This window comes from Luteimonas sp. Soil_N_1, assembly GCF_057656255.1.
In genome coordinates this window covers 289,525-300,799 of sequence record NZ_JBDGKS010000003.1, presented here as the reverse complement: position 1 = coordinate 300,799, position 11,275 = coordinate 289,525, and the positions used below count along the sequence as shown (strand labels likewise).

Genomic DNA, 11,275 nt, shown 5'->3' with positions numbered 1-11,275 from the left:
AAGCGAGCCGCACATATTACCGCGACCCTCGAGTCTGTCAACACCGCGTGAAGCCGCGTTTCCTTCCTCTTCCCCGCCTGGCCCGCCGCCCCGTAGAGCAGCCCGTCAAGCGGGGGGCGAATTATGCATAGATCAAACACGTTTGCAAAGGGGTATCGCGCCGGATGTGCGAAATCGTGCAGATGACTGGGGTGAGCGGCCGCAGCACGTCCGCGGAGCCCCCATTCACTCGCCCGCGAGCAACGCTTCCACTGCCGCGCGCGGCAGCTTGCCCGTCTCATTGCGGGGCAATACGTCTACCCGCCGCTGGCGCCGCGGCAGGAACACCGGATCCAGGCTCTGGCGCAGCGCGTCCAGCAGCACCGCGTCTGTCAGCGTCTCGTCAGCCACCACAAGCGCCTCGATACGACGTACCCCGTACGCATCCGCCACTTGTGACTGCAGCACCACACCGTCGCGCACGCCATCGATGGCCAGCAGCCGGCGGGTGAGGTCGGCGAGCGAGGCGCGTTTTCCGGCGATCTCGATCATGTCGGCCTGGCGCCCGCGCAGGACGAAGCGCCCGGCATCGTCGAGTTCGACGATATCGGCCAGCAGGCGCGGCTCGGCCAGGTGCGGGGCATGGACGAGGGTGCCGTCCGGAACCGGCTGCAGGCGCACGCCTTCAAAGGGTGTCCAGGCGTCTTCGTGCGCCGTGCGCCGGTACGCGAAGATGCAGGTCTCCGTCGATCCGAACAATTCCCGCACCTCGCAGCCGAAACGCGCTTCGGCGTCGGCGGCGAGCGCACGCGACAACGGCGCGGTCGCGGTGACGATCGCCGCGACCGGCGGCAGGGCAATGCCGGATTCGACCAGCGAGCGCAGATGCACCGGCGTGGTCACCAGCAGCGCCGCGCGCGGGGCGTCCCGCAGGGCAGCCGCGATGTCGCCGGGGAAAAACGGGCGGCTGCCATGCACGGCAGCGTTGCCGAGCAGCGGCAGCAACACCGACATCTCCATCCCATACATATGTTGTGGCGGCACGGTCGCGACCACCGGCAGCGTGGCGCCGTCGTGCAGGTCCGCCAGCAGCGCGACGTTCTGCAGCGTGCCGCGGTGGAAGGTCGCCCACGTCTTGGGATTGGCCCCGGGCACACCGGTGCTGCCGGACGTGAAGCCGATCGCGACCAGTGCATCGAGTGCGATGGCGGGCACATCGCCCGCCAGTGCCGGCAATGCATCGGGCAGACGCACGTAATGCGGCGGCGCCGGCGCATGGCCGGCATCGTGCAGGGCGTCGCAGCCGCAGTCGTCCCGGTCGCCGATGCAATAGCTCTGTGGATGGCGCGCGCGTACGTCGTCGATCGCGCCGCGCGTACGTGACGGCGGCAACAGCGTGGCCTGCTTGCGCAGTGCGACGGCGCAGAACGCAACGAGAAAGCGATAGCGGTCTTCGCACAGGTTCAATGCGAAGGGCGCGTCCGGCAGCAACGCCGCGACGCCGCGCACGTGCGCGATGAAGGTCGACAGCGACACCGCACCATCGGCGCCGAACGCGACCGTCCGCGACGGATCACCTTCGACCAGGGGACGCGTCGCGCCTGCTTCGTGCAGGGCCCCGCGGCCACCCGCCCCCTGTTCCAGTACCACTGCCGACATCGTGCTGCCACTCCGTAAGGGATGTTCCAGATTGCCGTGTCCGGCCCGCGGAACAGCTGTTTTAGCTTACGCTGGACGCCCTGCGGGATGCCAAGTGCGGATGTTCAGCGAACCAGACAGCCTGCGCGCCGGCCCGGTGCGGTGCGCATGGCGCGATTACCGGCGCGGCGCGTCCGCCGAAGCCCTCGTACGGCCCTGGCTGGCCGATGTGATCGGCGTCGCCACTGACAGTTTCGCCCTCGAACGCGATGCCCGCGGACGCCCGCAACTGCAGGTGCCGGGCCGTCCGGCCCTGGATGCCAACTGGAGTCACAGCGGTGAAGTACTGCTGGTCGCGCTCGGCGACGGCGTGGCTGTGGGCGTGGACATCGAGTGGATGCGCCCCCGACCGCAGGCGATGGCGCTGGCGCGGCGCTTCTTCACCGCAAGCGAGGCCACCGCGCTTGCAGTGATGCCGCCGGACGCGGCCGAAACCGCCTTCGTTCAGTTGTGGTGCGCCAAGGAAGCGGTGTTGAAGGCGCACGGGCATGGCCTGTCGTTCGGGCTGGACCGGCTCGAGTTCGCCGCCCGCGATGGCGGATGGGCGCTGGTGGCCTGCGATCCGGCACTGGGCCGCCCCGCCGACTGGGGACTGCATGCATTCGCGCCGTTGCCGGGCTATCTGGCGACGCTGGCGTGGCGTCACGCCGGCTGATCCTGCGCCCGGCCGGTCCCATCGCGCGCAGGCGCACTCCTACAATATGCGCATGAACATTTCCGACGACACCGCACTGCGCGGCGAGCTCGAAGCCGGACTGGGTGCGCTGGGCCTGTCCCCGGCCCTGGCCGAGCCGCTGCTGGCGTATCTGGCCCTGCTGCTGCGCTGGAACAAGACCTACAACCTGACCGCGGTGCGCGATCCGCGCGAGATGGTCGTGCGCCATCTGCTCGATTCGCTGGCGATGGTGCCGCACGTCGACGGCCTCGCCACGCTCGCCGATCTGGGCACAGGCCCCGGCCTGCCCGGCATCCCGCTGGCGATCGCCCTGCCCGGCCTGCGGGTCACGCTGGTGGAATCCAACGGCAAGAAGGCGCGCTTTCTGCGCGAGGCCGTGCGCCAGCTCAAGCTCGCCAATGCCGACGTCGTCGAGGCGCGCATCGAGGCCGTCGACCGCCCCGGTGCATTCGATGCGATCACGGCGCGCGCACTCGCCACGCTGCCCGACATCCTCGCGTTCGGCGGTCATCTGCCCAGGGTCGATGGCGGCCGTCTGCTGGCGATGAAGGGGGTGCACCCGGCGGACGAGATCGCGGCACTGCCTGCCGGCTGGCAACTCGAAAGCGTCACGCCGCTGGCCGTGCCGGGCCTGGATGCGGAACGCCATCTGGTGGTCGTCGCCCGCGTCTGAACACGTGTTGCGCGGGCCTTCGTCCCGCCGATGCTCCGTTTCGCGCACGCGCTCCGGTGTGCGCGTGTCCGTGCGCGGCACATCATCGCTTCGGTTACCCCAAGCCGCGCTTGGGGGGCATAATCCCGGGTCCGGCCGCTGTCCGCGGCGGCCGGCTCCCTTCCTGAACCTTGCACGGAGCCCATGGCCCGCATCATCGCCATCGCCAACCAGAAGGGCGGCGTCGGAAAGACGACGACGGCCGTGAACCTCGCCGCGGCGCTCGCGCGCACGCCCAAGCGTGTGTTGCTGGTCGACCTCGATTCGCAGGGCAACGCGACGATGGGCTGCGGCATCGACAAGGGCGCGGTGCCGGTCTCGACCTGCGACGTGCTGCTGGGCGAGGTCGAAGCCGGCGACGCGATCGTGCAGACCGAGGAAGAGGTCGACCTGATTCCCGGCAACACCGATCTCACTGCCGCCGAACTCGAGCTGATGGGCGCCGACGATCGCGAGCAGCGCCTCAAGCGCGCACTCGAACCGCTGCGCGCGCGTTACGACTACATCCTCATCGACTGTCCGCCGGCGCTGTCGCTGCTGACGCTCAATGCGCTGACCGCTGCCGATTCGGTACTCGTGCCGATGCAGTGCGAGTACTACGCACTCGAAGGTCTGACCGCGCTGCTGCAGACGATCGATGCGATCAAGCAGAACCTCAACCCGAAGCTCGAGGTGGAGGGCGTGCTGCGCACGATGTTCGATGTGCGCAACAACCTCGCCAATGCGGTATCGGCTGAACTGACGAACCACTTCGGCGACAAGGTGTTCCGCACCATCGTGCCGCGCAACGTGCGCGTGGCCGAAGCACCCAGCCACGGCCAGAGCATCGTCGGTTACGACAAGAGCTCGCGCGGCGCGATCGCCTATCTCGGTCTGGCCGGCGAAGTGATCCGCCGCCAGCGCGAACGTGACACTGCACGCACCCAGGACACCACCGCCATGGAGACCCAGGCATGACCGTTGCGAAGACGCCCGCCAAGAAGCGCGGTCTGGGTCGTGGCCTGGAGGCCCTGCTCGGCCCCAAGGCCGCCGCCGATGCGCCGACGAGCCTGGAAGCCACCGAGCAGGACACGCTGCGCGTGCTGCCGATCGATGCGCTGAGCGCCGGCAAGTACCAGCCGCGCAAGCACTGGGATGCCGACAAGCTCACCGAGCTGGCCGAATCGATCAAGGCGCAGGGCGTCATCCAGCCCATCGTGGTGCGCGAGCGCGCGGACCGGACGTTCGAGATCATCGCCGGCGAACGCCGCTGGCGTGCTTCCAAGCAGGCCGGGCTGAGCGAAGTGCCGGCGGTCGTGCGCAACGTCGAGGACCGCACGGTCGTCGCGATGGCGCTGATCGAGAACATCCAGCGCGAAGACCTCAACCCGCTGGAAGAAGCGCAGGCGCTGCAGCGGCTCATCGACGAATTCGACCTGACCCATGCGCAGGCTGCCGAGGCCGTTGGCCGTTCGCGCGCCGCGGTGTCCAACCTGTTGCGTCTGCTGGAACTGCCGCCGGCGATCCGCATCCTGGTCGAGTCCAAGCAGCTCGAAATGGGGCATGCCCGCGCCCTGCTGACGCTGTCGCCCGAACTCGCCAGCAAGCTCGCCAGCGACGCCGTCGAGCACGGCTGGTCGGTGCGCGAAGTCGAACACCGCGCGCAGCAGTTCGCGGCCGGTCGCGTGCCGGGCGGCAACGGCCGCACGGCATCGAAGACCAAGGCCCGCCCGCAGGCCGACATCGTCTCGCTGGAGAACGAACTTTCGGAAACCCTGGGCACGCGCGTGTCGATCGCCAACGGCCGCGGCAACAAGGGCCGGCTGGTGATCCACTACGGCAACCTCGAAGCCCTCGATGGCGTGCTGGAACGGTTGCGCGCGGAGCGCGGCTGAGCGACAGCACGCCCACGTCACTCGCCTCACGGGCGCAGCGAAGATATCCCGCGCATGGGGCCGGAACGCCGGTGCCCTGCGCGATGTCCAGTCCACTGGAATTGTGTAACGCGCAACCGGGCCACTACCCTGCCCGGATGTTCCGTCGCCATGCCCCCTCGTTCTGGCCGCGCCCGCTGATGCTGGCGCTGCTGGTGCTGGGGCTGGTCGTGGCGCCGGTACTGGTCGCGATGGGCAACACCTACGAGGCCGCGCACGGCGAAACCGCCGAACAGCACGACCATGCGCCCGAGGCGCACGACGACGGCGCCGATCTGCTGCACGCGGTCGCGCACTGCGCCACCTGCGGCGCGCATACGCCGGGGCTGCCGCCCATGGCGTCGCTGATTGCACCGATCCCCAACGTGCACCCCGAAGCCGCGCTGCGCGATGCGGCACCGCCTCGCGCGCCCGAGACGCTGCTGCGCCCTCCGATTTCCGCATGACGTCCGTGCCGGCCTGACGCCGGCGTTCCGTCGTTCCGAAACCGGAGAAACTCCATGTTGTTGCGATTGGTGGCCCTGGCCGCCCTCGCCGCTGCGCCGTGCCTCGTGCGCGCGCAGACGGCGCCCGTTCCCGTGTCTGCTCCACTGTCCGCGTCTGCACCGGTGTCGACAGCCGACCGGAGTCTCGACCGTGCCTTCGCACGCGTCGCCGACGCCCATCCCGCACTGCGCCTGTTCGACGGCCAGCGCGACGTGCTCGATGCGGAACGCGACGCCGCAGCGCTGCGGCCCGCGCTCGAAACCGGCATCGAGATCGAGAACCTCGGCTTCGGTGCGCCGGTACGCGACGTCGAAGCCACCCTGACCCTTGCAGGTGTCTTCGAACGGGGCGGCAAGCTCGATGCCCGCCGCGCGCTCGCGCAGCGCCGGATCGATGCGCTAGCGCCGCAGCGCGAGGCCGCGCGCGTCGACCTGCTGGCCGAAACCGCGCGCCGGCATCTCGCCGTCGTCATCGCCATGCGGCGACAGGCGATTGCAGGGATCGAGGTCGCCCAGCGCACCCGCTTCGTCGACGCTGCACGCCAGCGGTTCGCGGCCGGCGCATCGCCGGAGGCCGTCGTGCTGACGGCGCAGGCCGCGCAGGCGCAGAGCGAACTGGAGGTCGCGCGCGCCGGCATGGAGATCGAGACCGCGCGGCGCAGTCTGGCGATGCTGTGGGGCGATCCTGACAGCGCGTTCGACGTCGCCGCCGGCGACCCGCTCGCATTGCCCGACATCGCCGGCTTCGATGTCCTGCGCGCGCTGCTTGCGCGATCGCCGGAGCTGCTGCAGTTCAACGATCGCGAACGCATCGCCGAGGCCCGGCTGCAGCTCGCACGCAGCGACGCCACGTCCGACATCGGCTGGCAGTCCGGCATCCGCCATCAGCGCGATAGCGGCGATACCTCGCTGATCGGTGGTCTCGTCATCCCGATCGGCAGCCGCGCGCGTGCGCAGCCGGGCATCCGCGCCGCAGCGGCGGAGCTCGCCCTGGTGTCGATCGAGCGCGATGCCGGCGACCGCGCACTGCAGGCGACGCTCGCCGATGCGCACGGCCGCTACCGCGTCGCACAGGCGGAAGTCGCGCTGCTGCAACGCGACGTGTTGCCACGGCTCGCGCGCGCGGCGAGTGCCAGCGAACGCGCCTGGCGCGCCGGCGCCGTGTCGTATCTCGAATGGTCGCAGTTGCAGGACGCGCGCGGCGACGCCCTGCGCCAGCAACTCGACGCCGCGCAGGCCGCGCAGATCGCCCTGATCGAGATGCAGCGCCTGACCGGCCAGTCACTCGTGGTCGCAGCTGCGACGCCCACACCCGACACTGGAGACATCCCATGAGGCGTTCCGCTTCCACGGCCACCGCGCCGCTGGCACTTGCCCTGCTCGTACTGCTGTCGGCCTGCAGCGATCCATCGACTGCGCAGGCCGACGGCGCCTCGCCATCCGCCGCGTCTGCCGACCACGACACCCATGCCGATGCCGGTCACGGCGACGCCGGGCATGCGGACGACGACGCGCACGACGGCCACGGCGACGAGGCCGCGGTCATCCCGGCCGACATCGCTGCGGAAGTGGGAATCCGCGTTGCGCCCGCTGCGGCCGGCACCATCGCCGACCAGCACGAGGTGCAGGGCCTGCTGACGACGCTTGAAACCGGTAACGCCCGCGCCACCGCGCGCTTCCCGGGACCGGTGCGGCGCCTGCATGCCGAAGTCGGCGACCGCGTGCGCGCCGGCCAGGTGCTGGCGAACATCGACAGCAATCTCAGTCTGTCGACCTATACCGTCACCGCGCCGATCACCGGCACCGTGCTCGCGCGCAACATGTCCGTCGGCGAGAGCGCCGGCGAAGGCGCGGTGCTCTACGAGATCGCCGACCTGTCGACGCTGTGGGTGGATCTCCATGTGTTCGGCCGCGATGCCGAGCATCTCGCGGCCGGTTCGCCGGTGACGATCACCCGCCTGGGCGACGGCGCAACCGCCGACACCCGCATCGAGCGCGTGCTGCCCGGCACCGCCACCGCGAGCCAGAGCACGATCGCGCGCGCCACGCTCGACAACGCCGACGGCCAGTGGCGACCGGGATCGGCCGTGCGCGCGATGGTCACCGTGTCCACGCAGCCAGCGGAACTTGTGGTGCCGCTGACCGCGCTGCAGCAGATGGACGGCCGCGACGTGGTGTTCGTGCGCGAAGGCGACCGCTACGAGAAGCGTGCAGTGACGCTGGGGCGTCGCGATGCACGCATGGTCGAGATCGTCGTCGGCATCCGTGCCGGCGAGGATGTCGTGGTCGAGCAGAGCTACACGATCAAGGCCGATCTCGAAAAGGCGGGAGCGGAACATGCGCACTGACGATGCCGGCCTGTGCTGCCGCAGGTGCCGGACACACGTGGCGCTGACATGCACGCGCAGGTCGTTACAGCCGGACGCAGCCGTTGCAGCGGCATCAGGACCGGCAGCGCGCGGCGCGACGCCGGACGGGAGCCGCGACCATGCTTGAGTCCCTCATCCATCTCTCCATCCGGCATCGCTGGCTGGTGCTCGCGGCGACGCTGATGCTGGTCGCGATCGGCGGCTGGAGCTTCACGAAGCTGCCGATCGACGCCACGCCCGACATCACCAACGTGCAGGTGCAGATCAACACCGCGGCGCCGGGCTATTCGCCACTGGAGACCGAGCAGCGGGTGACCTTCCCGATCGAGACCGCGCTTGCCGGTCTGCCGCGTCTCGACTACACGCGCTCGCTGTCGGCGTATGGCCTGTCGCAGGTCACCGTGGTGTTCGAGGACGGCACCGATCTCTACTTCGCGCGGCAGCAGGTCGCCGAGCGGGTGCAGGAGATCCGCAGCCAGTTGCCGGACGATGTCGATGCATCGCTCGGGCCGGCAGCCACCGGTCTGGGCGAGATCTTCATGTACACCGTCGAGGCATCGCCCGAGGCACGCAAACCCGATGGCACGCCGTACACCGCGACCGACCTGCGCACGCTGCAGGACTGGGTGCTGCGTCCGCAGATGCGCAACGTGCCCGGCGTCACCGAGGTCAACACCGTCGGCGGCTTCGCGCGCCAGGTCCACATCACGCCGGATCCGGCGATGCTGGTCGCGCTCGACTTCACGTTCGAGGACGTCGTCACCGCGGTCGCCAACAACACCCGCAACGTCGGCGCCGGCTACATCGAACGCAACGGCCAGCAGCTGCTGGTGCGTGTGCCCGGACAGGTCGCCGACATCGACGCGATCGGCAACATCGTGCTTGCGCGACGCGACGGCGTGCCGATCCATGTGCACGATGTCGCCAGCGTCGGCGAGGGTCGCGAACTGCGCACCGGCGCTGCCACGCAGAACGGCAAGGAAGTCGTGCTGGGCACGGTCTTCATGCTGGTCGGCGAGAACAGCCGCACCGTCGCGCAGGCCGCGGCCGCCCGGCTGGAAACCGCCAACGCCAGCCTGCCCGACGGCGTGCGTGCGGTCGCGGTCTACGACCGCACCGCGCTGGTCGACCGCACCATCCGCACCGTCGCCAAGAACCTGATCGAAGGCGCGCTGCTGGTGATCGTGGTGCTGTTCCTGCTGCTCGGCAACGTGCGTGCGGCGCTGCTGACCGCGCTGGTGATTCCGCTGACGATGCTGTTCACCGTCATCGGCATGCGCCAGGGCGGCGTGTCGGGCAACCTGATGAGCATGGGCGCGCTGGACTTCGGCCTGATCGTCGACGGCGCGGTAATCATCGTCGAGAACTGCCTGCGCCGCTTCGGCGAAGCGCAGCAGCGGCTGGGCCGTCTGCTCGACACACGCGAGCGTCACGCCGTCGCGGCCTCGGCCAGTGCAGAAGTGATCCGGCCCAGCCTGTTCGGGCTCGGCATCATCGCCGCGGTCTATCTGCCGGTGTTCGCGCTCGAAGGCGTGGAAGGCAAGATGTTCCATCCGATGGCGATCACCGTCGTGCTGGCATTGACCGGCGCGATGCTCCTGTCGCTGACCTTCGTGCCCGCGACAATCGCCCTGCTGCTGCGCGGCCGTGTTGCCGAACACGACAACCGGGTGATGCGCGCCGCACGTCGTGGCTATGCACCGGCCCTCGACTGGGCGCTGCGCCATGGCCGCTGGCTGGTCGGCGGCGCACTGGTGCTGGTGCTGGCCTGCGGTGTGCTGGCCACGCGCATGGGCAGCGAGTTCGTGCCCAGCCTCGACGAGGGCGACATCGCCCTGCATGCGATGCGCATCCCCGGCACCGGCATCGAACAGTCGGTGGCGATGCAGCGCGCGCTCGAACGCCGGCTGCTGCAGGCGCCCGAGGTCGTGCGTGTGTTCTCGCGCATCGGCACCGCCGAAGTCGCCAACGACCCCATGCCGCCATCGGTCGCCGACACCTTCGTGATCCTGCGCCCGCGGAGCGACTGGCCGGACCCGCGCAAATCACGCGTGGCACTGGTCGGCGAACTCGAAGCCATTGCCGAGACCATGCCCGGCAACAACTACGAGTTCACCCAGCCGATCCAGATGCGCTTCAACGAACTGATCTCCGGCGTCCGCAGCGATGTGGCGGTGAAGATCCAGGGCGACGACCTGGCGCAACTGCAGACGCTGGCCGGCGACGTCGAACGTGTGCTGACCGGCATCGCCGGTGCCGCCGACGTGCGTGTCGAAGCCGTCGACGGCCTGCCTCTGCTGGAGATCGCCCCCGATCCGCGGGCGATGGCACGTTACGGGCTCAACCCCGGCGACGTGCAACGCGTGGTGGCCGCGGCCATCGGCGGCGAGACGGCCGGGCAACTGTTCGAGGGCGACCGGCGTTTCGACATCGTCGTGCGCCTGCCCGAATCGATGCGCAGCGATCCGGCGGCACTCGCCGATCTGCCGGTCCCGCTGGGCATCAGCGGTGCCGGCGGCGGTGACGAGTCCGACCGCAGCGGCACCTGGGCCAGCGGTACGCCGCGCACGGTGCCGCTGCGCGAGGTGGCGACGATCGGCACCCAGCTCGCACCGAACCAGATCGCCCGCGAGAACGGCAAGCGCCGGATCGTCGTGACCGCGAACGTGCGCGGACGCGACCTCGGCAGTTTCGTCGGCGAACTGGAAACCGCGGTGGCCGCATCGGTGACGCTTCCGACCGGCTACTGGATCGACTACGGCGGCACATTCGAGCAGCTCGTCTCGGCGGGTCAGCGGCTGGCGCTGGTGGTGCCGCTGACGCTGCTGGTGATCCTCGCGCTGCTGTTCATGGCGTTCGGCTCGCTGCGCGATGCGCTGGTGGTCTTCAGTGGTGTGCCGCTGGCACTGACGGGCGGCGTGCTGGCCCTGCTGGTGCGTGGCATCCCGCTGTCGATCTCGGCCGGCGTGGGTTTCATCGCGCTGTCGGGCGTCGCCGTGCTCAACGGGCTGGTCATGCTGACCTTCATCCGCAAGCTGCGCGAGGACGGTGCCGACCTGCGCACCGCGATCGTCGACGGTGCCCTGGGTCGCCTGCGCCCGGTGCTGATGACGGCACTGGTCGCGTCGCTGGGCTTCGTGCCGATGGCGTTCAACGTCGGCGCCGGTGCGGAAGTGCAGCGACCGCTGGCGACCGTCGTCATCGGCGGAATCATCTCCTCGACGCTGCTGACCCTGCTGGTGCTGCCGGTGTTGTACCGGTGGGTACATCGTCGGGCCGAGCGGGTTTGAGGTTTCTCTGGGAACAGAGATTTGTCTCGTCGAAAGCCCTCCCACCGACCCCTCTTCCGAAGGGAAAGGGACTCATAAAAGCGAGGCTTGCGCGGGCAGGCCTCGCGACCCTCGGGCCAGGGCGCGGAGCGGGGGTTGGGTGAGGGCGCTCTT

At 69.7% G+C, this 11,275-nt stretch carries 9 protein-coding genes; 8 read left to right on the top strand and 1 reads right to left on the bottom strand.

Going from position 1 to position 11,275, the window contains the following annotated elements:
* Window positions 1–225: 225 nt before the first annotated feature.
* Window positions 226–1,638, bottom strand: coding sequence for an AMP-binding protein (locus AC3A4E_RS17165; protein ID WP_487632689.1), 1,413 nt, complete (start codon window positions 1,636–1,638; stop codon window positions 226–228).
* 100 nt (window positions 1,639–1,738) lie between these two features.
* Here AC3A4E_RS17165 and AC3A4E_RS17160 point away from each other — a divergent pair, with 100 nt between their 5' ends.
* The 8 genes from AC3A4E_RS17160 to AC3A4E_RS17125 all read left to right on the top strand — a co-directional run bounded on the left by AC3A4E_RS17160 (window position 1,739) and on the right by AC3A4E_RS17125 (window position 11,122).
* Window positions 1,739–2,332 carry a 4'-phosphopantetheinyl transferase family protein gene (locus AC3A4E_RS17160; RefSeq protein ID WP_487632688.1) on the top strand — a complete coding sequence of 198 codons (594 nt, stop codon included), beginning with the start codon at window positions 1,739–1,741 and terminating at the stop codon, window positions 2,330–2,332.
* Between the two features lie 52 nt (window positions 2,333–2,384).
* Window positions 2,385–3,026, top strand: coding sequence for a 16S rRNA (guanine(527)-N(7))-methyltransferase RsmG (gene rsmG / locus AC3A4E_RS17155; RefSeq protein WP_487632687.1), 642 nt, complete (start codon window positions 2,385–2,387; stop codon window positions 3,024–3,026).
* 183 nt (window positions 3,027–3,209) lie between these two features.
* A complete protein-coding gene (locus AC3A4E_RS17150) occupies window positions 3,210–4,022 on the top strand; it encodes a ParA family protein (RefSeq protein WP_487632686.1) in 813 nt (270 codons plus the stop codon).
* Window positions 4,019–4,939, top strand: a complete 921-nt coding sequence (locus AC3A4E_RS17145; protein ID WP_487632685.1) for a ParB/RepB/Spo0J family partition protein — start codon at window positions 4,019–4,021, stop codon at window positions 4,937–4,939. The genes AC3A4E_RS17150 and AC3A4E_RS17145 overlap by 4 nt, the downstream gene beginning before the upstream one ends.
* Before the next feature lie 137 nt (window positions 4,940–5,076).
* Window positions 5,077–5,424 (top strand): DUF2946 family protein, encoded by a 348-nt coding sequence (locus AC3A4E_RS17140; RefSeq protein WP_487632684.1) that lies wholly within the window; start codon window positions 5,077–5,079, stop codon window positions 5,422–5,424.
* A gap of 54 nt (window positions 5,425–5,478) precedes the next feature.
* Window positions 5,479–6,798 carry a TolC family protein gene (locus tag AC3A4E_RS17135; RefSeq protein WP_487632683.1) on the top strand — a complete coding sequence of 440 codons (1,320 nt, stop codon included), beginning with the start codon at window positions 5,479–5,481 and terminating at the stop codon, window positions 6,796–6,798.
* Window positions 6,795–7,811 carry an efflux RND transporter periplasmic adaptor subunit gene (locus tag AC3A4E_RS17130; RefSeq protein ID WP_487632682.1) on the top strand — a complete coding sequence of 339 codons (1,017 nt, stop codon included), beginning with the start codon at window positions 6,795–6,797 and terminating at the stop codon, window positions 7,809–7,811. The genes AC3A4E_RS17135 and AC3A4E_RS17130 overlap by 4 nt, the downstream gene beginning before the upstream one ends.
* A 140-nt stretch (window positions 7,812–7,951) precedes the next feature.
* On the top strand, window positions 7,952–11,122 hold the full coding sequence (locus tag AC3A4E_RS17125) for an efflux RND transporter permease subunit (protein ID WP_487632681.1): 3,171 nt from the start codon (window positions 7,952–7,954) through the stop codon (window positions 11,120–11,122).
* The last annotated feature ends 153 nt before the right edge of the window (window positions 11,123–11,275 follow it).

What these genes read in the sequence shown, in the direction of transcription:
- AC3A4E_RS17140 (WP_487632684.1), top strand. Translation starts at nt 5,077, where the DNA reads ATGTTCCGTCGCCATGCCCCCTCGTTCTGGCCGCGCCCGCTGATGCTG.
- AC3A4E_RS17165 (WP_487632689.1), bottom strand. Translation starts at nt 1,638, where the DNA reads ATGTCGGCAGTGGTACTGGAACAGGGGGCGGGTGGCCGCGGGGCCCTG.
- AC3A4E_RS17160 (WP_487632688.1), top strand. Translation starts at nt 1,739, where the DNA reads ATGTTCAGCGAACCAGACAGCCTGCGCGCCGGCCCGGTGCGGTGCGCA.
- AC3A4E_RS17135 (WP_487632683.1), top strand. Translation starts at nt 5,479, where the DNA reads ATGTTGTTGCGATTGGTGGCCCTGGCCGCCCTCGCCGCTGCGCCGTGC.
- AC3A4E_RS17125 (WP_487632681.1), top strand. Translation starts at nt 7,952, where the DNA reads ATGCTTGAGTCCCTCATCCATCTCTCCATCCGGCATCGCTGGCTGGTG.
- AC3A4E_RS17130 (WP_487632682.1), top strand. Translation starts at nt 6,795, where the DNA reads ATGAGGCGTTCCGCTTCCACGGCCACCGCGCCGCTGGCACTTGCCCTG.
- AC3A4E_RS17150 (WP_487632686.1), top strand. Translation starts at nt 3,210, where the DNA reads ATGGCCCGCATCATCGCCATCGCCAACCAGAAGGGCGGCGTCGGAAAG.
- AC3A4E_RS17145 (WP_487632685.1), top strand. Translation starts at nt 4,019, where the DNA reads ATGACCGTTGCGAAGACGCCCGCCAAGAAGCGCGGTCTGGGTCGTGGC.
- rsmG (WP_487632687.1), top strand. Translation starts at nt 2,385, where the DNA reads ATGAACATTTCCGACGACACCGCACTGCGCGGCGAGCTCGAAGCCGGA.